Genomic DNA, 20,142 nt, shown 5'->3' on the forward strand with positions numbered 1-20,142 from the left:
TGTCAACGTCAGATCGTATTGCCTAACATAAGAAAAACTCAAAGCCAGCGGAAATTAAATCTAACCCCTAATTTCCGCTTGCACTATCTAGTAACCCTTTGAATAGCTAGAATTTAAGAAACACTTCAACTGACGCGGGCAAAAACGTAGTCGCGGGTGCGAGAATCCACGGGATTAGTAAAGATTTTATTTGTAGTACCAAATTCAATCATTTGAGTAATACGATTTTCATTACTACAAAAGAAAGCTGTAAAATCAGATAGGCGAGTAACTTGCTGCATATTGTGAGTAACAATCACAATTGTCAACTCAGAACGCAAGTTATGGATCAAATTCTCGATTTTCGTACTCCCGACAGGATCAAGACCTGAACAAGGCTCATCCATCAAAAGAACATTCGGTTTGACTGCTAAAGCACGGGCAATACATAATCTTTGTTGTTGACCACCAGAAAGCTCTAAAGCAGATTTGTGCAGCTTATTTTTTACTTCATCCCAAAGTTCCGCAGCTTTGATGGCAGATTCAACAATCCCATCTAATTCTACTTTCGGATGCCATCCAATTAATTTCACCCCATAAGCAACGTTATCGTAAACACTCATGGGAAAAAGATTTGGTTTGGGAAAAACCATACTAACTTGGCGACGTAAGCGATTGATGTTGACACGACGCTCATAAATACTCTGCCCAAAAAATTCTACTCTTCCTTCAACCCTTACTTCTGCTTCTAATTCACTCATGCGATTTAACGATTTAAGAAAAGTAGACTTCCCACAACCACTAGAACCAATAATTGCCGTGACTTGGTTTTGGTAAATATCCATCGACACGCCTTCAACTATCTTTTGAGTGTCGTAATAGAAGCTGAAGTTTTTGACTCTGATGGCTGGAATTAGTTTACTCATATTCCTAAAACGTGTGAAACAAAACTTGACTAACTAAAGTAGTACAAATCAGCGCTGCTGTTTCACTATGTTACTCCCAAAAGGAGATATTCATGGAAATTACGCAGTAGGCATACAGCAGATAAACTGTTAGTAAGTACTTGTATTAAAGTTGTATCCCAAAATTTGTCTTTTAAAAACTTTTTATACTCATCTTTTGCATCTTGACCTATCCTATATGTAGCGTTTCCTAAGCAATCTATTGCCTTTCCTGCTGCCGAATGCCGCCCCATCTCAGGGAAGCTAAGGGCGTTAGTACCCACAGTTTCAGGAGGACTGCGTTAACCAGGATGAGCGATGTCGGCATACTGTTGTTCCACATTTAGAAATATCAGGATATGGGACTTTGGCAGCTTTAGAGCGTTATTTGGGCGTAACAAAAAAGCAGAAGCAAAACGCGATTTATGCTTTGGACTTTTGAACTATGATACAGGTCATAAATTTAAGGATTAGTTTTTTCATTCGATTTATTTTATACTGAAAACGGTGTTTTGCGATTCCCGATCTTATTTCGTTCCTAACTTCAGTCCACAACGAAAAAGTGGCATGGATTTGCTCTAGAAAGTCATCCATAATAAGATAAACGTTACCTTCACTAGAGAGCGATCGCACGTAAAAGCTGAAACGACAAAGTATCAATATACACATTTTTAGGGAATTAATAATCGTAACATCTCGTAAAAATATACTTATTTTTGCCTCAAATGTTACAAAGCTAACCTTGCATGGGCATATTAAGAATGCTTATATTGCAAGAAAAAATAATGACAGCTACTTTATCCGGTTATCAACTCCTCGAAACGCTTCACTCCGGTAGTAAAACCGTCATTTATCGTGGACGGCGAGAAACTGATAACGCCTCCGTCATTGTCAAAACTCTCCTGTGCGAACATCCACCCCTAGAAGACATTGCTCGATTACGCCACGAATATCAAATCATTGAGCCGCTGCGAATTCCTGGCATTGTTAAAGCCTACGAGTTAAAGAATTATCAACATAGTCTGGCTTTAGTTTTGGAAGATATTCCGGGTTGCTTGCTCAAAGAACTGATTGCAACTCAAACAACCACCCTGATTGCTTTCCTGAAGGTGGGGATTAATCTGGCACAGATTTTAGGAGAACTGCACGCCCAAAAAATTATACATAAAGATATTAAGCCGCACAATATTCTAATTAATCCCGAATCTTTTGAAGTCAAACTGATTGACTTCAGTATCTCCTCGCGCCTTGATCAAGAAAATGCCACCTTGAGCAATCCCAATTTGCTTGAAGGCACCCTTGCCTATATGTCACCTGAGCAAACAGGCAGAATGAACCGGGTGTGCGACTATCGCACCGACTTTTATTCGTTGGGTGTCACCTTGTATGAAATGTTGACAGGTACGCTGCCGTTTCAAGCTGTTGACCCGATGGAGTTGATCCACTGTCACATCGCCAAAATGCCAGCCGTACCCTGTCAAGAAACTGTGTGTCGCGTTCTGGAAGATGTGCCAGAGGCGATTAGTGCAATTATTTTGAAGCTGTTAGCGAAAACAGCAGAGGAGCGATATCAAAGCGCTTGGGGACTGAAAGCGGATTTAGAGGAATGCTTGTTTCACCTTCAAGTGACTGGCAAGATTGAAAACTTTGTACCAGGAAGACAGGACAAATCAGGGCATTTTTTGATTCCGCAAAAGCTATACGGACGTGAAGCAGAAGTAGCAACATTGATGGCTGCATTTGAGCGTGTGGCTAACCCCCCTGAATCCCACGCCAGATGCAACAAGAGTGGCTCGCCGCCCAACGCACTGGCTCCCCTTGGTAAGGGGGGACTCAAGGGGGTAGAACTCATGCTAGTTTCTGGTTATTCAGGGATTGGTAAAACGAGTGTTGTTAATGAAGTTCATAAACCGATTGTGGGTGCAAGGGGTTATTTCATTGCAGGCAAGTTTGACCAGTTCAAGCGCAATATTCCATACACGTCGTTGATTCAGGCGTTCCAATCTTTAATTCAGCAATTACTCACCGAAAGCGTTGCCCAAATCCAAGGGTGGAAAGAGAAACTGTTAAGCGCGTTGGGGGAAAATGGGCAAGTCATTATTGATGTGATTCCTGAAGTCGAGCTAATTATTGGTGTTCAGCCACCGGTGACACAATTGGGAGCGACAGAATCTCAAAATCGATTTAATCGCGTCTTTGGGCAATTCATTGGCGTATTCACGAACCAAGACCATCCTTTAGTTGTGTTTCTCGATGATTTACAGTGGGCAGATTCGGCATCGCTGAACTTAATTGAGCTATTGATGACGGATAGCGATCGCAAATATTTATTATTAATTGGGGCATACCGCGATAATGAAGTGTCGCCCACCCATCCACTGATGATGAGTTTGTCCAAGATTCAATCCTCTGGTGCGGTGGTGGATAACATCCTCTTGGCACCGTTGCAGTTAACGGATGTGGAAGCGTTAATTGGCGATACGTTGAATCACATAGAACAAAGTCAGCCACTAGCAGAATTACTATTTTCCAAAACCGGTGGCAATCCCTTCTTCTTAACGCAACTGCTGAAAACCCTGCATCAAGAAGACTTGTTAACATATAACTTTGAGTCTGGGGTGTGGCAATGGAATATCCAACATATTCAAGCGATCGGTATTAGCGACCTGAATGTTGTTGAATTAACGGCGAGAAATATTCGGAAACTCACATTAGAAACACAAAAAGTCCTGAAACTGGCTGCTTGTATTGGTAATACTTTTAACTTAGATGTATTGGCGATCGTTAATCAAGCATCTTCTCTGACGACTGCGGCGCAATTGTGGTCAGCACTGCAAGCTGGATTAATTTTGCCGTTAAATCAGGATTACAAGATTCCTTTAGTATTTAATCAGGAGGAATCTGGCGGTGTTACCTTAACAGATATCAAGGTTGATTACAAATTTTTACATGACCGAGTACAGCAAGCGGCCTATTCTCTGATTCCCGATGAAGATAAGAAAGCAACGCATCTGAAAATTGGTCAATTACTGCTGCAAAATACTACACCAGAAGAACGCAAAGAAAATGTATTTGCTTTAGTTAATCAACTCAATTACGGGACTGATTTATTAACATCTCAAACAGAAAAATCTGAACTTGCAGAACTCAATCTCATCGCCGGTCAGAGAGCTAAAGCAGCTACAGCGCACGATTCCGCGATCAAATATTTGCAAGTTGGTTTGGGACTGTTAGCATCTGATAGTTGGGACAATCAATATCAACTGACATTAGTACTGCATTCAGAAGCAGCAGAAGCAGCTTTTTTGAGCGGTGATTTTGAAGGAATGCAGAGATTTGTTGAGATAGTCCAAAACTGCGCTAAAACGTTGCTGGACAAAATTAAAGTCTATGAAGTCCAGATGCAAGCTTACATCGGGCAGAATAGGCTGCTAGAAGCCGTTAATACGGGGCTACAAGTTTTAAAGCTATTGGGGGTAGAGTTTCCCCAAGAGCCAAACTCGTCAGATATTGGGCAAGCACTAGGGGAAACTGCGGCAATTTTGAATGGAATGCAAATTGAGGATTTAATTGATCTGCCTCAAATGAGCGATCGCTATAAACTAGCAGCCATCAGAATATTATCAAGTCTGTTTGCCCCTGCATATATTGCAGCCCCAGAACTGTTGCTCTTGACGTTGTGCAAACAAGTAGATTTATCCGTCCAATATGGCAATGCTTCCATTTCTCCCTTTGGTTATGCAAATTATGGTCTTATTCTTTGTGGCATTGTCGGAGATATTGATTCCGGTTATGAGTTCGGTCAATTGGCTTTAACTCTATTGTCAAAGTTAAATGCTCAAGAAATCAAAGCCAAGACAATCCTGATAGTAAATATATTTACTCGACATTGGAAAGAGCATCTCAGAGAAACCTTAGAACCTTTAGTGTCAGCTTACTCTATCGGCATGGACACAGGTGATTTAGAATTTGCTGCCTTTAATCTATTAATGTACTCTTATTTCGCTTACTTTAGCGGCAAAGAACTGACTGTCCTTGAAAGAGAGATAGCAGCCTACAGAGATGTTATTCATAAAATGAAGCAAAAAACAGCGCTTTATTATATAGAAATCTATTGGCAAGCTATCTTAAATCTGCTCGGAAAGAGTGAAAATCCCTGCCTTCTAAAGGGTGAAGGCTGCGATGAGCAAATCAGGTTGCCATTACACCTGCAAGCGAACGACAAAACGGGACTTTACTACATATATTGGAACAAATTTTTACTTAATTACTGGTTTGAAAATTACTCAGAAGCGATTGAGAATATCGCTATGGCAGAGAAGTATTTGGAGGCAGTGGTAGGATTGCCCCTTGTTCCTCTATTTCATTTTTACGATTCTTTAGTACGGCTAGCGGTGTATGGCGATCGCCCACAGTCAGAGCAACAGGAAATTAGCGATCGCGTCCAAGCTAATCAAGAAAAAATGCAAAAATGGGCGGATCATGCCCCAATGAATTATTTACACAAATTCTATCTAGTAGAGGCAGAACGGCATCGTGTTTTCGGCGAAAAAATCGCAGCGATCGAGATGTACGATCAGGCGATCGCACTTGCTCAAGAAAACGAATACATCAATGAAGAAGCGATCGCTCATGAACTCGCGGCCAAATTTTATCTGTCATGGGGTAAAGAAACGATTGCTAAAACCTACATGACAAATGCCTACTACGCCTATAGTCGTTGGGGGGCTGTTGCTAAAGTCAAGCATTTAGAAGCACGCTATCCACAATTGATTGTGCAATCAAATACAGAAAAACTCGAAAGTAATTACCTGCAAACTATTCAAACAAGCTCTACGACTACTGGAAGCGCTCACATTCTCGACTTCATGACAGTGATGAAAGCTTCACAAGTACTGTCAGAAGAAATGGAGCTAACTCACCTGCTCCAAAAATTGATGAAGATTGTCATCGAAAATGCTGGCGCTCAACAAGGTTACTTTATTGCCAAACACGATAATCAGTGGCTGCTAGAAGCAGCCGGAATTGTTGAAGGTCAGGATGTTAGTGTATCTACTGCTATTGTTAACTCGAAAGATGAAATTGATTCAGCTTTCCTCCCAGTTGCTCTACTCAACTATGTAGAAAGAACTAGAGAGAACTTGGTTTTAGACGATGCTGTTAAAGACTCCCGCTTTGCGGCTGATGCTTATATCACCACTTATCAATCTAAATCGATTTTGTGTCTACCACTGATTCACTCTGGCAAATTTACTGGGATTATTTACCTGGAAAATAATCTCATTCCTGGTGCTTTTACCCCAGAACGGCTGAATGTGCTGAGTCTGTTGATAGCACAAATTTCAATTGCGATCGACAACGCCCGTCTCTACACCAATCTGCAAACCTACTCGCAACAACTGGAAGTGAAATCACAAGAACTCGAAGCTAAAAACGAAGCTTTCCAAGCATCCGAAACACGAGAGCGAGAAAAAGCTGAAGAACTTGCACAATCGCTGCACAAACTACAACAAACCCAGGCTCAACTTGTGCAGACCGAGAAAATGTCAAGCTTAGGGCAATTGGTGGCAGGCGTTGCCCACGAAATCAACAATCCGGTCAATTTTATCTTTGGCAACCTAACTCATGCCAACAACTACAGCCAAGATGTGCTGGGACTTCTGGAACTTTACCAGAAACATTACCCATCGCCCCATCCAGAGATTCAGGAAGAAGCTCTGGCAATTGATTTGGAATTCTTGCTAGAAGACTTACCCAAGCTGCTTTCCTCCATGCGGGTTGGCGCAGACCGAATTCGCCAAATTGTCGCTTCCCTGCGAACTTTCTCACGCATGGACGAAGCCGAAATTAAAGCCGTTAATATTCATGAGGGCATTGACAGTACCATAATGATTCTGCAACATCGCTTCAAAGCAAAGTCAGATCGTATCGGTATTGAGCTTGTGAAATATTACGGCAACCTGCCCCAAGTCGAATGCTATGCAGGGCAGCTCAATCAAGTGTTTATGAATGTGTTGAGTAATGCGATCGATGCTTTGGAAGAGTCATTAATTGACAATCAAGGACAAATAACAACTCCAACCATTACTATTCAGACTGAACAAATTGATGCTGATCAAATCGAAATTCGGATTGCAGACAATGGTCTAAGTATACCAGAGTCTATTCGGCGACGCCTGTTTGATCCTTTCTTCACCACAAAACCTGTGGGCAAAGGGACAGGTATGGGCTTGTCGATTAGCTACCAAATCGTCACCGAAAAACATGGTGGTTCACTCTCTTGCACTTCAGAACCCGGCGAAGGAGCGGAGTTTCAAATCCGCATTCCAGTTCGTCAGGAAGTTAGCAAGAACATTCAGTAATATCAAGTTCGGATGAACACTTATAATTAAGCTGTCCTTGTTTTTGGCCACCAGTAGTAGCAAGTTACACCAGATGCTTGCTGTAATCAGAAACGTCAATACCTTCAACTGACATAGGTTGTCTGTCCTTGTATGTAAAAATACTTGGCTAGCTACAATGTCATATCGGCTGTTTTTGGAAATCTTTTATGCCGCAAGTAAAATCTTTACAAGTCGCAAACATCTGTCTGGATGGTATTACAACTTAACGGCGATGAAATTCAACTTCTGTTTCCAGAATTTTAATATCATAGTTGCCAAAGAAATCGTGCCCTAGTAAGCCGATGTTTGCTTTTGGTGCGATCGCTACCTGAAGATTATTGGCTGTAACTCCACCTACTGCAATAGATTTTACCTTACTGGTTGGGAATTCTACTTCACTTCCATCGGCAATTTGGGCTTGCATTGTACCTGTAGCCTGGAGTTTAAGTGTATTCGCCATATCTTGAGTGATAATGGTTCCACTAGCACCTGTATCTACAATCATTTCAAAGGTTTTTTTGTCGTTGAAAGTGACATCAATCACAGGAGTTCCACCAAAGCGGCGTTTGATTGAGACTCGAAAAACTCTGTTATCTGAAGGTGCGGCTATTATATTCCCACAAATCCTTCCTAATCCAACGGTTTTACCAGAGGAGGTTATCATATAACACGCTCCGGGATCGTCTGCTGTTGCCCGATGAGAGAATGCTAAAAATATCAGCGTCGGCATTAGTGCAATTGCAGCTAGATTAACGGTCGTAATCCAACGCCTCCAAGCATTCTTCATGTTATATTGCTCTCCAATTTGTCTGATGGATCTTAATAACTAAACTCATCATAATGGCTGTAAAACATAGTGTTAAAAGCACAGAATATTAATATAAAAACGCAGTATTTATTAAGCAATAAATAAAAAATAATCAAACATTTTCTGTTTAAATTTATATATTTTTGATAATTTGTCCACCCAAATTTTAGAATTTCCAGTTAACTGATGAAGTTTTTTATATAGCAGTTGTCAGGTAGCGGTTGACATCAGCTAATCAGAAAACACTGACACCAAGAGACTTTTAAGCCTGTTAAGAGTTCCCTATTCCCTGTTCCCTGCTATATATGTGTCTCAATAAAGATGAAATTGCATCTTACCCAATACATCTTACCTAGAATTACTGATTGATAAATTAAAGATTAGGTAAAGACATGATAAAACCACTTAGAGGATGTTTGAAAAGTGTTCGGCTGTAATTTTAGGCACTTATAGATCCCCCCTAACCCCCCTTTTTAAGGGGGGAACCGGAATCAAAGTCCCCCAATTTATCGGGGGATTTAGGGGGATCTAAAACGTTTTGCTACCGACCAGAGAACTTTTAAAACATCCTCTTAGAGCAGATTAAATCTGGCATACTAAGAAGTTGGATAAGAGAAAGTTATTAGCTTACTCAAAGCTTGCTGCTGCATTTACAGCAGTTGCGATCGCATTTTTAACAGCAACATCTCTTTGTTCTAAGATGATATTTTCACCAACTGTACGCCCAGCAACTACACCGCAAATAGCTGCGGCTGCAAAATTATACACTCCTGCCATTTTGAATAGTGTGCCGCATTCCATCTCGTAATTCAAGATATTCAAGCGCCGATATTCTTCTGTAATGCCATGCAGCGATCGCATTAAATTTGGATTGGCTGAATCAGTGCGTTCTTGTCCTTCGTAAAAAGTATCAACTGATGCCGTAATTCCGATGTAATGTTCAACCTCTAATTCTCGTGCGGCTTTAACTAAAGCGACTGTCAGAAAAGGATCGGCTGCGGCTGGATACTCCACAGGTGCAATGTCATTAGCTGCACCTTGGCGACACAATGCTGCACTACTAATGACAACGCTACCGACTGGTATATGGGATTGAATGGAACCACAAGTTCCAATGCGAATAATTTGCCGGATTCCTACTTGTACTAACTCATTGACAACAATACTTAACGAAGGCGCACCCATACCACTTGTAGCTGATAAGATGGGGCGACCATTGGGTAAGTATCCTAGATAGCTATTGAGTCCGCGATTTTCTGACAACACGCGTACATCTTGTAAATAAGTTTGGGCAATTAGACGCGATCGCTCTGGATCGCCAGATAATAGAGCAATGCTGGGAGGCGATGAACCTAAATCGTCTTGCCCAAAGCCAATGTGATAAAAGCGTTTACTAGTCATAGAGTTGAGAGTAGCGATCGCCCTAACACAATACTATGCTAGGGCGATTTTTATTTTCCTAGAGCAAATCTCCTCCTTCCCATATCTGAAGTTGTCTTTGGGCTGCAACTATGCAATTGAGATGCTTGGGTGGATACAGAAAATGATCGTAAGCTAATGCCATCTGTCTAGCAGCTTCAGTATATGGCACTTGTCCTATTCCTGTACCCAATCCAGGACAGGCAATGGTGTTAATTTTTTGCCTAGCGTGTTGATTATGGTGTCGAACTGCCAGCAGCATCGCCCACATCGCGATATAAGGAATATCTGTCCCAGCAATAATCATGGGAACTCGCATAGTGGGTGTATGAGCCAAAAAAGGATGCTTATAATGGCCTGTTTCCACAATCATTGATGTTCCCACAGGCTGTTCACCCAAATAATCCTCAAGAATGCGCTGCTGGACTCTTGCCATTAAGGAATTACCGAAAAAACGGATAATTGCCGCATCTATGCCACCATCCATCATTCCAAAAGAGTTAGCAGGGCTGACCATACAATCAAAATCTGGCAACCACTCGAAATAGTTATTCACTATTTCGACATTGGGTAAGTAATTAAAACGCTGTTGAAAGGCTGCACACAACAAAGTGTCGGGAGCTACCAATATCAGTTTCAAGCTTTCATTTCCTCCGCTTGAATACCTATTTTAAAGCATCAACGGCTTTTCTGACTTTTCACGTCATCTAGAAAGGTCTACGAAAAACCTAACCCCCTTCCCGCGTCGGGCGGGGGGAAAATTCAAAGTCTCTCTCCTTTTAGGAGAGAGAAATAGAAGTGAGGTTTTCCAGATAGCGGGAAAAGTTCAGAACATATTTTGTATTATATATGTAATACAAAATATGTTACTCTTTACATGGTGACTGTTTGTCGCTTGAACAAAAGGAAATTTTATGATTCCCCGAACACGCATCCGTAATATTGGTATCTCTGCCCACATCGACTCTGGTAAAACTACGCTATCAGAGCGAATTCTCTTCTACACGGGCAGAATTCACGCTATAGAGGAGGTGCGGGGAGGCGGTAAGGGTGCAACGATGGACTTTATGCCAGAGGAAAAACTACATGGTATAACCATCACTTCCGCTGCTACTACCTGTCAATGGCACGATACTCAAATTAACCTGATTGATACACCTGGACACGTAGATTTCACCATTGAAGTGGAACGCGCCCTGCGAGTATTGGATGGGGCAGTGATGGTGCTGTCTGCTGTAGCGGGTGTGCAGTCCCAGTCCATTACAGTGGATCGGCAAATGAAGCGCTATCGTGTGCCGCGTTTGGCGTTCATCAACAAAATGGATCGGACGGGTGCAGATCCATTGCGTGTAGTACAGGGAATACGCGATCGCTTGCAACTAAATGCGATATTGCTCCAGTATCCTATCGGCAGTGAAGACCAATTCCAGGGAGTGATTGACCTAGTAGAAATGACCGCCGACTACTTTGAGGGGGAGAACGGGGAAAACTGGGTAAAAAAGGCAATTTCCGAATCTCTTAGGGATGAGGCACAACAGGCACGCGACAAACTGCTAGATACTTTATCGCTGTTTTCAGAACCGATGACCGAGATGCTACTGGCGGGTGAGGAGATTCCCAAAGAATTAATTTGGCAAACCATCCGACAAGCAACCTTGAGCCTAGAATTCACCCCTGTACTGCTGGGTTCGGCATTCAAAAATAAAGGAGTGCAAAACTTATTGGATGCAGTTACGCTCTATCTACCATCTCCGATAGATAGAGAAGTGGTCAAAACCGTAGAGTCGGTAAGTGTTTACCCCAATCCCGATGCTTCCTTGGTGGCATTGGCATTTAAACTCGCCCTTGAGTCTTTTGGGCAGTTGACCTATACTCGGATTTACTCTGGGACATTGAAGCCGGGTGATACCGTTTACAATTCACGGACTGAACAGCGGGTACAAATCGGTCGCTTGGTGAGAATGCACGCCAATAAGCGAGAAGAGGTACAAGTTGCCGTGGCAGGGGATATTGTGGCTCTGTTGGGTGTGGATTGTGCTTCTGGTGATACATTCTGTACAGGGGAACCACTGGTATCTCTAGAAAAGATGTTCGTACCGGAACCAGTGATTACGCTGGCAATTACGCCCAAGAAACAAGAAGATAGCGATCGCCTTTCCAAGGCACTCAATCGCTTTCAAAAGGAAGATCCCACCTTTCGGTTGAGTATCGACCCCGAATCAGGCGCAACTCTGATTTCTGGGATGGGTGAACTCCACTTAGAAATCTACCTGGAACGCATCCAACGGGAATATAATGCCGATGTTTACGTCGGTACTCCCGCCGTGGCCTACCGGGAAACCATTGGACAACAAGCTACCTTTGACTACCGATTCAAGAAACAGTCAGGCGGCCCCGGCCAGTACGCCCATATTACTGGGTGGATTGAACCCACAGACGAACCGTTTATCTTTGAGAATCGGGTAGTTGGGGGTGCGATTCCTAAAGAATATATCCCGGCGTGTGAGAAAGGTTTCCGTGAGGCGATGCAATCAGGAAAGCTGGAAGGCTATCCCGTAACTGGGGTGAAAGTCGTTCTGGATGGTGGTTCATATCACCCAATTGACTCTTCAGAATTGGCTTTCCGGTCAGCATCCCATCAAGCAATTGAGGGGGCGATCGCTAAAGCAAAACCCTACATCCTCGAACCGATTATGCTTGTAGAGGTGGAAACACCCCACGAGTTTATGGGAAGGGTTCAAGGTGACTTATCCTCCCGTCGGGGTTTGTTGTTGGGTTCCCAGACAATGCAGGGATACACAGTGATTCGAGCGGAAGTACGGCTGGCGCGAATGTTTGGGTATTCTACAGAATTGCGATCGCTTACTTCTGGTATGGCTACTTTTTCAATGGAGTTTGCCTGCTATCGGCAGTCCTAGCATCTTGAGTAGTTTAATTTAGGGACACAGATAACATAACTGTGTCCCTTTCAATCAGATAGGATTGCTTTAGTTGAGGTTAGCGATCGCAGGGAGTAAAACGTGCCATCCTGTTTACAGGTGATAATAACAAACCAGCCCAAGCAGTTTATCGAGGAATTGGCTTTTTGCCTACTGGCGAGAAGTATGGCTTAGTCTTATTTGAAGAGACTCAGGCTTGAGAAATATTGGGTTAAACGCAGATATGTCCAATAAATTTATGCTACCGCGTTCTGCAAGGTGTTGAGTTACTCAAAAACAATTGAATCATAATAGAACTGAGAGTTTCATCATCAGGATTGCCAAAAGATGTATCAAACTGACCCGCCGCGATCGCCAAAAGATGTGCTGCCAACCATGTATGATCTTCCCAGTGAAGATCCTGAGGAGCCTGGTTTGCCCGATCAGTTTCATTTATTGCAACCTCGTTTGTTAGACGAAACCTTTCGTCCACCAAATTATCCTAGCGACGAGATATTTGTTGCTAGCGATCTGAATCTTTATTATGACCCCCGCTATCCACTGTGGTATAAGCGACCAGATTGGTTTGCTGTTTTAGGTGTTTCCCGTCTCTACGAACAACAGGATTTACGCTTAAGTTATGTCGTTTGGCAAGAGGGAGTTCATCCTTTTATTGTGATAGAATTGCTGTCCCCAGGCACTGAAAAGGAAGACTTGGGGCAGACATTGCGGGATATTAAGCAACCACCGGGAAAATGGGAAGTGTATGAACAGATTCTGCGTGTGCCTTATTATGTAGTATTTGATCGGTACAAATATAAATTAAGAGTGTTTAAGTTAAACGGTGGTCGTTATGCTGAGATAGCACTGTCAGAGTCACGCTTCTGGATACCAGAATTAGAATTAGGCTTGGGTGTCTGGCAGGGACGCTATCAAGATGTAGAACAGCCCTGGTTACGATGGTATGATGGCACTCTCAATTGGGTATTAACTTCTACAGAACAAGAAAGACAACGGGCTGAACAAGAAAGACAACGGGCTGAACAAGAAAGACAACGGGCTGAACGGTTGATTGCACAATTGCGATCGCTAGGCGTTGAACCCGATATAGATTAGCTTTTTGCCTCTTTTATAGCCCTGCAAACCACTCATAGCCCTGATCTTCCCAATAGCCTTTAGTAGGTAACAAATTGCTGACGAATGTAATTTGAGTTACCCACTTGCTTTGCTTGTAGCCCAGTTTGATTGGGGATGCTAGGCGCATGGGCGCACCATTATCAACTGATAAGGGTTGTCCATTCTTTTGATAAGCCATGAGAGTTTGGGGATGTATAGCAGAAGCAAGATCCCAGCTTTCATAGTAGCCATCAGCAGATTTGAAGTAGACATAGCGGACGTTTGACTTAGGCTGTACCAGCGCTACTAAATCTCGTAATCGCACACCTCCCCATTGAACGATCGCAGCCCAGCCTTCAACGCAGACATGGCGAATCACCATTGAAGTCAAGGGAAGTTTTTGAATATCTGCCATGCTCAATTGCATCGCATTATTGACCTCACCATCAATTATTAAGCGAAACTGTGCCGGATCAATTTGCGGGGTGAAGTCAAAGGTATTAACTAGCAATTTATCTGTTTCTATGGCACTGACAGGAAATTCAGGTATAGATTTTTGAGTTAGCAGAAGTGCTTCAAGACTTTGGTTTAGTGGCTCAGATATTTGCCGGAGATTATCTGAGAACAAATTTGTTCCACAGCCACCTAGAAGAAAGCCTACCCCTGAAAGTCCAGATACTTGCAGTAACCGGCGACGAGATAGGGTACGTTTGGGAAGAATCAGACTCATAAAACCTCTACAGAAACATAGATTTCACTAAACGGATGCTTCCTACCTTCAGGGCAAGTAAGGAATGAGCAATTGTAAACAGTATGACAGTAGGAACAGTGATAAAGTGAACAGTGCGTAGAGTCTGCCAACTACCAAACAGCCCGGAAAGCCAATACAGTTGAGCAGGTTTGTACATCGCCAGACCACTCAAAATTGCCAGCAGTAGCACTGGAATGATAGCAGTATAAACTAACCGATGCCATGCGTAATTCTTGCGCTTGGGGTTCTGGCTGACTTGTAACGCTTTTAAGTCACCGCGATCGGCAAAGCGACGCTGCCAACGACGAGTTATAAATATATAAAATCCATACCAAAGTAAGTTCAGCGAAAATAGCCACATAGCAGCAAAATGCCAGTGTCTAGCACCTCCTAGCCAACCTCCTAGCAACAGAAAATCAGGAAAACGCCAACCTGCACGCCCTCCAAATACCGGATTGGCATTATAGATTTGCAGTCCACTAGCGATCATCAAAACAAGACTGATGATATTAATCCAGTGAAAGGTCTTTGATAAAAAAGTCTGACTTGGTGTTGAGCGAACTTTACGTTTAGATGAGGTCATACCAATTTTGGATTTTGGATTTTGGATTTTGGATTTTTAGATTGTTCCCAGTTAGACTTTCGGATTGGGTCTTCTAATCCAAAATCGTTCGACTGAGCGATCGCCTTACCCCTCGGGGGAAGCAAGCTACGCGTAGCGTTCCGCAGGAAAGTCTAAAATTGGCACGTTTCACAAAGATTGAGTCGGAAAAAACGGAGCCAGCCAAAGTTGTATCTGGATATCCCAACCCAGAAGAATAGCAATTGCTGTGGTCACGATCGCTACGCCACCAATCCGTTGCAACGCTGCACTATGGGAGCGGATATTGAGAATTTTTTGGCTGAGTACTCGCCCACTATAAGCGATCGCCAACAGAGGCAAACCGGCTCCGATTCCATAAGCAACTAGTAGCCAAAATGCACTGGTGACTTGATGATTAACTGCTGCTAGTACTAAAATTCCGCCCAAAACTGGCCCAGCACAGGGAGTCCACAAAAGTCCCAACTGAGTCCCTAGCCAAAACTCTCCCATGAGTCCCATTCGTACAGGTTTTTTAACCCACTTGCCAACTGGAATATAACTAAATATTCGGTAACTCCAAGTGGGGAAAATTGCCAGTAATCCCAGAAATAAGAGGAGTGCGATCGCTCCATTGCGTAATAAATTAACCAAGCCTGTAAACCAGCTTGCTGTTATACCTAATAAACTACCTGCTAGGGCAAAACCAGCGACTAATCCCCCTACCAGTGCTACTGGGCCGTAGGTATGGGATTGGGGCGTAGATGTGGAGTGACTTGTCGTTAGCGATCGCCCCAACAGCACAGGCAAAATCGGTAAAACACAGGGTGAAAGCACATTCAGAACTCCCCCCAGTAACGCCAGACCAATTGATAGAGTAGAAGTCGTCATAATTCCTTCTACCCCAATAGCTGACCGATAGTTTGCTCTATTTTTTCGTATACCCCTTCACCAATATGGTCATACTGCAACAAACCCTGACGGTCAGCCAAAAATAGATGGGGCCAATACTGATTTTCGTAAGCGTTCCAAGTTTTATATTCGTTATCAACTGGAACCGGATAGGTAATCTGGTGTTGTCGTAGCGCCTTTTTTATATTGTTCGCGTCTCGCTCAAAGGCAAACTCTGGTGTATGGATGCCAATTACTTTAAGACCCTGCGACTCATACTGTCGATGCCATCTGGTGATGTAGGGCAGGGTACGCTGGCAGTTAATACAAGCAAAAGTCCAAAACTGTATCAGAACAACACTGCCTTTGAGGTCAGCTATTGACAAAGGTGTAGAATTAAGCCACTGACTAATACCCTGAAACTCTGGCAAACTATTGCTTGCTGGAGGTTTCACTGCAATAGTTTCCGAGTCTTGTGTATTGTTACGATTAGCAGGAGAGATAGAAGGGGCATTCACTTTTCTGAAGTTGGAAAATGTTGCAGCTGCACCGATTCCAACAACCCCTAACCCCAGATAAAAAAGTAACTGACGCCGGCGAAGCAGGTTGTGATTCATCAGAATTTCTCCTGTTGAGGCCAAAACACCAAAGTATAGGAATTGGAATCAGGATTTTCCTGGTTAACCAGTCCCTAGTACCCAGTACAAGAAAAGTGAGATGCAAAGCTAGTTGTGGCTAGGGCTTGGTGGAAGCAGGCGATTGCTTCATCGCATCACCGGCTTTATCTTTACCCATCGCATCTTTGCCCATCGCACCGCCGGCTTTGTCTTTACCCATCGCATCTTTGCCCATTGCACCACCGGCTTTGTCTTTACCCATCGCATCTTTGCCCATTGCACCACCGGCTTTGTCTTTACCCATCGCATCTTTGCCCATTGCACCGCCGGCTTTGTCTTTACCCATCGCATCTTTGCCCATTGCATCGCCGGCTTTGTCTTTGCTCATAGCAGGAGAGGCTTCAGGAGCAATTTGATTATTACTTGCAGGACTGCTAGAGCAAGCAGTGAGACTGGTAGTTAAAATCAGACCAGCTATTAAAGAAAGTGTTTTCCAGTTCATAGTCTTCTTTCGTCCTTTGATAGTTATTTTTGTATTGATCAGAGCAAACTAAGCTACAAGCAGATTCATAAAGGCTATTGGGGTAAAGAAGATGCCTTCTTGTAGAGGATTCCATCAGACTCTTGCTACTGCGTATCTTGCCGCCGTAGGCATCGCATCTACGTTGCAATCAAATAACGCTTTCGGTTCTAAGATAACTTAGAATAATAGTAGTAAAAGCGATCGCAACTCTTGTTAACCGTTATTTTTGATACTCAAGCCTATGGTATGGCGGAAGTCAAAGCATTTATGAGCAAAAGCTTTGGGAATATTCAACAAGACAAACAAGGCGATAGACAGCAATCTTAAGTTATAAGTACTCCACGAACCAAGGTAAAACTTATGAGTAGGGGGCTAGTTTAATTTATGACTCCTGATGTTTGAGTTATCCCGAACATCCAAAGTATCTCTGTTATGACTGAAGCGTATCTGAAACGAAGCCATGATTTTCATAAATTTGTCCCTTGAAAAAACTTAGTTAATTCTCAGCATTTTCTCAGTTATTCATGGTATATAGCGTTTCCTAATCATATAAGGTACATTATAGTCCCCTCATCGCTTGCTCTTAGGGGGTTGGGGGTGGGGTTCTTGTATCTCACTCAAGCGAGAACCGCTATATCAAAGCCACAGCCTAATTTACAGCAATTTTCATGTATTTGAACCACATCTGTCGTAAGGGCACAGCAATGCTCATTGGTGTCAACTTAACGTGAAAGCCAGCCTAGAACCAGCTTTTAGATATTGTCTCGTTCCCAGCCAGAGGCTGGGAATGCCGTCCTAGAGGCTCTGCCTCCCTTGCTGGCGGCAGAGCCACCAGGAGCAGCATTTCCAGCCTCTGGCTGGAAACGAGGTTTTAAAGGAGTTTAAGCTTAAGTTGACACCAATGAGCAATGCTGTGCCCCTACCGCGTGGTTTATTTACCTGAAAATAGCTGTAAGTATTCTTTCAGCTAAACCTCATTCTGAAGTGAATGAACGCAACTTAGCATAAATTGACGCCTAAGACTTGATATGCGATGCCTACGACTGCAAACTATGCAATCCAATTTCTTTGTGTAATATTTCTATTAATGAATAACCTTTGCGCTTTAATACTTCTGGAACAAAGCGACTTTTGAGCAACTGCTGGGAATATTTATGCAAATCTGATGATCACATCAACGCTCAACTAGCGAGTAGGGTGGGAATATGCCCACCCTCACACCCTAACTTGCTACTGCCTCAGCAGGGGCTGCCTCAACAGCAGTTATGGGTAAATAAACACTAACTTTTTTACGGGTTTTGCCCTTTCTCTCAAACATTACAACACCGTCGATTAAGGCAAACAGAGTGTCATCGCTACCAATACCGACATTGTTTCCAGGGTGGAATTTGGTGCCACGCTGACGCACGAGAATGTTTCCTGCACGTACAACTTGACCACCATAACGCTTAACACCCAGACGTTGGGCATTAGAATCACGACCGTTACGTGTACTACCTGTTCCTTTCTTATGAGCCATGATTTCCTCTTTTGTATCTACTTCTTTTTATTATTCAGCAGCGGTTTCAACTTCTTCGGCAGGAGTCTCATCTACAGCGGGGGTTTCTTTCTCCGGTTCTCCTTGGACAGCAAACACTGCACCGTTAAGGGTGATGGAGTCAATCATAAGTCTGGTAATTTCCTGACGATGCCCCCGTTTTTTGCGGGTTTTCTTTTTCGGCTTCATTTTGTATACCAGGACTTTACGACCTCTGTAATGTCGCAGTACAGTCCCTTCTACAGTCGCACCTGTCACTAATGGCTGTCCAATGGTGACTTCACCATCGTGCTGCACGAGCAATACGGCATCTATTGTAACTTTTTCATCTGGTTCGATCGCAAGCAGTTCAATGTCGTAAAACCGCCCTGGCTCTACTCGTATTTGTTTGCCGCCAGTTTCAATAATCGCGTAGGTCATGGAATTGTCCTTGAGGTTGCCGTACAGGTAGCTGGTTTTTATCTCCTGTAGAGATGCTTTTGCCAGCCTTTGTAATATGTCTACCTGATCCGAGCAGGAATTAGACAGACAATCTAACATACTATTTTATTAATAGGCGTCAAGTCAAGCTCTAATAGGATTTTTGGGTTTGGCATTGCTGTCTGGTCAACCTGAAGATGAAAAATCAGCTAATTACTCTGTGCGATCGCTCATTTTCTAAGAGTGGGGAGGAAATTAGTCAACAGTCGTCATGGGCGTAGGTGTAGTCCGTCGTAGACATCGCCCACCCGCACGAATGTAAATTGTATTTACAAGAAGTCAGAAAAAATACTTTTTAGATAAAAATTGCTACTATCTTAGGGCTGAATCTATCAAAAATTAACATTAGTTAATATTAGCTTAAAAGTTATATTTTTTTATCAAAATCAACACATTTTTCTTCTTTGTTTTAAGATGAAATATAAGGTGTCTCATCTATAAATCCTTTACAAAAGTTAGTGAATCCTCAAGAGTTAAACTATCACATTCAAACCTGATATTTCAAACAGGAGATTGATTGTCATGACACAGCAAAATGCTGCCCGACTTTTTCAAGCCGTAAAACAAGATCAAGCATTACAGGAAAGACTCAAAGCAACAGATGATCCAGAAGCCTTCATCAAAATTGCTCAAGAGCGTGGCTATGATTTCACCGCTAGAGAACTGGATAGTGAGATTAGCAAATTATCTGAAGAAGATTTAGCCGCTATTGTCAATCCAGGATGGGGGACTAGACGCCACATTTATCCTAGATAATTCTTGTTCTAGGAAACCGAAAGTATAAAAACAACTGAATTGACAAGTTTTGCTCCTCTAGGGGATACCGTTGCATCATCTCCTTTAGGGGCATTTCTGTTAAACGCAAGGCTAAGATCCCTGACTTCTCTAAGAGGATGTTTGAAAAGTTTTCTTCTCGGTAACAAAACGTTCTAGATCCCCCTAAATCCCCCGATAAATTGGGGGACTTTGATTCCGGTTCCCCCCTTTTTAAGGGGGGCTAGGCAGGGTGGTTTCATACAACCAGAGAAAAAAAACTCAAACTGAGTTTCAAAGCCTCTCCCCGAAATGGAGAGAGCTTTGGAGAGGGGTAAAAAGCCATGCTACAAAACAAGAAATCAAGGCTTATGTATTTTTCTTTTTTGGTATGAAACCACCCTGCTTTTTAATGGGGGCTAGGGGGGATCAGTTAGTGCCTA

Annotated in this window: 16 protein-coding genes; 5 read left to right on the forward strand and 11 right to left on the reverse strand. The window is 42.9% G+C overall.

Annotation, left to right across the window (positions count from 1 at the left end):
- Nucleotides 1–125: 125 nt before the first annotated feature.
- The gene (pstB, locus tag V7K62_RS12715; protein WP_334864361.1) at nucleotides 126–905 is read right to left on the reverse strand and encodes a phosphate ABC transporter ATP-binding protein PstB; all 780 of its coding nucleotides are present in this window, start codon (nucleotides 903–905) and stop codon (nucleotides 126–128) included.
- 803 nt (nucleotides 906–1,708) lie between these two features.
- On the opposite strand from pstB, the gene V7K62_RS12720 reads away from it, so the two are divergent.
- The gene (locus V7K62_RS12720; protein WP_334864364.1) at nucleotides 1,709–7,285 is read left to right on the forward strand and encodes a trifunctional serine/threonine-protein kinase/ATP-binding protein/sensor histidine kinase; all 5,577 of its coding nucleotides are present in this window, start codon (nucleotides 1,709–1,711) and stop codon (nucleotides 7,283–7,285) included.
- Nucleotides 7,286–7,529: 244 nt separating this feature from the next.
- Here the strand turns inward: V7K62_RS12720 and V7K62_RS12725 are convergent, their stop codons facing one another.
- From V7K62_RS12725 to V7K62_RS12735, 3 genes are all read right to left on the reverse strand, one after another.
- Entirely contained in the window at nucleotides 7,530–8,093 is a 564-nt protein-coding gene (locus V7K62_RS12725; RefSeq protein ID WP_334864367.1) for a retropepsin-like aspartic protease family protein, read from the reverse strand.
- Between the two features lie 648 nt (nucleotides 8,094–8,741).
- Nucleotides 8,742–9,515 (reverse strand): nucleoside phosphorylase, encoded by a 774-nt coding sequence (locus V7K62_RS12730; RefSeq protein WP_334864369.1) that lies wholly within the window; start codon nucleotides 9,513–9,515, stop codon nucleotides 8,742–8,744.
- A gap of 58 nt (nucleotides 9,516–9,573) precedes the next feature.
- Nucleotides 9,574–10,173 carry a macro domain-containing protein gene (locus V7K62_RS12735; RefSeq protein ID WP_334864371.1) on the reverse strand — a complete coding sequence of 200 codons (600 nt, stop codon included), beginning with the start codon at nucleotides 10,171–10,173 and terminating at the stop codon, nucleotides 9,574–9,576.
- Nucleotides 10,174–10,447: 274 nt separating this feature from the next.
- On the opposite strand from V7K62_RS12735, the gene fusA reads away from it, so the two are divergent.
- Complete coding sequence (fusA, locus tag V7K62_RS12740; protein ID WP_334864373.1) at nucleotides 10,448–12,451, forward strand: elongation factor G; 2,004 nt, start codon at nucleotides 10,448–10,450, stop codon at nucleotides 12,449–12,451.
- A gap of 348 nt (nucleotides 12,452–12,799) precedes the next feature.
- Nucleotides 12,800–13,567, forward strand: a complete 768-nt coding sequence (locus V7K62_RS12745) for a Uma2 family endonuclease (protein WP_334864375.1) — start codon at nucleotides 12,800–12,802, stop codon at nucleotides 13,565–13,567.
- Nucleotides 13,568–13,580: 13 nt separating this feature from the next.
- On the opposite strand, the gene V7K62_RS12750 is transcribed toward V7K62_RS12745, so the two are convergent.
- The 5 genes from V7K62_RS12750 to V7K62_RS12770 form a co-directional block, all read right to left on the reverse strand.
- The gene (locus V7K62_RS12750) at nucleotides 13,581–14,297 is read right to left on the reverse strand and encodes a molybdopterin-dependent oxidoreductase (RefSeq protein ID WP_334864377.1); all 717 of its coding nucleotides are present in this window, start codon (nucleotides 14,295–14,297) and stop codon (nucleotides 13,581–13,583) included.
- A gap of 7 nt (nucleotides 14,298–14,304) precedes the next feature.
- The gene (locus V7K62_RS12755) at nucleotides 14,305–14,901 is read right to left on the reverse strand and encodes a cytochrome b/b6 domain-containing protein (protein ID WP_334864380.1); all 597 of its coding nucleotides are present in this window, start codon (nucleotides 14,899–14,901) and stop codon (nucleotides 14,305–14,307) included.
- 168 nt (nucleotides 14,902–15,069) lie between these two features.
- A complete protein-coding gene (locus tag V7K62_RS12760; RefSeq protein ID WP_334864382.1) occupies nucleotides 15,070–15,789 on the reverse strand; it encodes a cytochrome c biogenesis CcdA family protein in 720 nt (239 codons plus the stop codon).
- Between the two features lie 8 nt (nucleotides 15,790–15,797).
- Nucleotides 15,798–16,406 (reverse strand): thioredoxin family protein, encoded by a 609-nt coding sequence (locus V7K62_RS12765; protein WP_334864384.1) that lies wholly within the window; start codon nucleotides 16,404–16,406, stop codon nucleotides 15,798–15,800.
- A 118-nt stretch (nucleotides 16,407–16,524) separates the two neighbouring features.
- A complete protein-coding gene (locus V7K62_RS12770; RefSeq protein ID WP_334864386.1) occupies nucleotides 16,525–16,908 on the reverse strand; it encodes a hypothetical protein in 384 nt (127 codons plus the stop codon).
- Nucleotides 16,909–17,688: 780 nt separating this feature from the next.
- Here V7K62_RS12770 and V7K62_RS12775 point away from each other — a divergent pair.
- Nucleotides 17,689–17,814, forward strand: a complete 126-nt coding sequence (locus V7K62_RS12775; protein WP_334864389.1) for a hypothetical protein — start codon at nucleotides 17,689–17,691, stop codon at nucleotides 17,812–17,814.
- Between the two features lie 337 nt (nucleotides 17,815–18,151).
- Here V7K62_RS12775 and rpmA read toward each other — a convergent pair whose 3' ends face one another.
- The gene (rpmA, locus tag V7K62_RS12780) at nucleotides 18,152–18,448 is read right to left on the reverse strand and encodes a 50S ribosomal protein L27 (protein WP_069071599.1); all 297 of its coding nucleotides are present in this window, start codon (nucleotides 18,446–18,448) and stop codon (nucleotides 18,152–18,154) included.
- Nucleotides 18,449–18,478: 30 nt separating this feature from the next.
- The gene (rplU, locus tag V7K62_RS12785; protein WP_334864432.1) at nucleotides 18,479–18,886 is read right to left on the reverse strand and encodes a 50S ribosomal protein L21; all 408 of its coding nucleotides are present in this window, start codon (nucleotides 18,884–18,886) and stop codon (nucleotides 18,479–18,481) included.
- A 582-nt stretch (nucleotides 18,887–19,468) separates the two neighbouring features.
- Here rplU and V7K62_RS12790 point away from each other — a divergent pair.
- Nucleotides 19,469–19,702, forward strand: coding sequence for a Nif11-like leader peptide family natural product precursor (locus tag V7K62_RS12790; protein ID WP_334864391.1), 234 nt, complete (start codon nucleotides 19,469–19,471; stop codon nucleotides 19,700–19,702).
- Nucleotides 19,703–20,142: the final 440 nt, after the last annotated feature.

Source organism: Nostoc sp., from assembly GCF_036917935.1.
GTDB lineage: Bacteria > Cyanobacteriota > Cyanobacteriia > Cyanobacteriales > Nostocaceae > Nostoc.

Excerpts from the sequence above, each read along its gene's own strand:
- pstB (WP_334864361.1), bottom strand. The coding sequence starts at position 905 with ATGAGTAAACTAATTCCAGCCATCAGAGTCAAAAACTTCAGCTTCTAT.
- V7K62_RS12720 (WP_334864364.1), top strand. The coding sequence starts at position 1,709 with ATGACAGCTACTTTATCCGGTTATCAACTCCTCGAAACGCTTCACTCC.
- V7K62_RS12725 (WP_334864367.1), bottom strand. The coding sequence starts at position 8,093 with ATGAAGAATGCTTGGAGGCGTTGGATTACGACCGTTAATCTAGCTGCA.
- V7K62_RS12730 (WP_334864369.1), bottom strand. The coding sequence starts at position 9,515 with ATGACTAGTAAACGCTTTTATCACATTGGCTTTGGGCAAGACGATTTA.
- fusA (WP_334864373.1), top strand. The coding sequence starts at position 10,448 with ATGATTCCCCGAACACGCATCCGTAATATTGGTATCTCTGCCCACATC.
- V7K62_RS12745 (WP_334864375.1), top strand. The coding sequence starts at position 12,800 with ATGTATCAAACTGACCCGCCGCGATCGCCAAAAGATGTGCTGCCAACC.
- V7K62_RS12750 (WP_334864377.1), bottom strand. The coding sequence starts at position 14,297 with ATGAGTCTGATTCTTCCCAAACGTACCCTATCTCGTCGCCGGTTACTG.
- V7K62_RS12755 (WP_334864380.1), bottom strand. The coding sequence starts at position 14,901 with ATGACCTCATCTAAACGTAAAGTTCGCTCAACACCAAGTCAGACTTTT.
- V7K62_RS12760 (WP_334864382.1), bottom strand. The coding sequence starts at position 15,789 with ATGACGACTTCTACTCTATCAATTGGTCTGGCGTTACTGGGGGGAGTT.
- V7K62_RS12765 (WP_334864384.1), bottom strand. The coding sequence starts at position 16,406 with ATGAATCACAACCTGCTTCGCCGGCGTCAGTTACTTTTTTATCTGGGG.
- V7K62_RS12770 (WP_334864386.1), bottom strand. The coding sequence starts at position 16,908 with ATGAACTGGAAAACACTTTCTTTAATAGCTGGTCTGATTTTAACTACC.
- rpmA (WP_069071599.1), bottom strand. The coding sequence starts at position 18,448 with ATGGCTCATAAGAAAGGAACAGGTAGTACACGTAACGGTCGTGATTCT.
- rplU (WP_334864432.1), bottom strand. The coding sequence starts at position 18,886 with ATGACCTACGCGATTATTGAAACTGGCGGCAAACAAATACGAGTAGAG.
- V7K62_RS12790 (WP_334864391.1), top strand. The coding sequence starts at position 19,469 with ATGACACAGCAAAATGCTGCCCGACTTTTTCAAGCCGTAAAACAAGAT.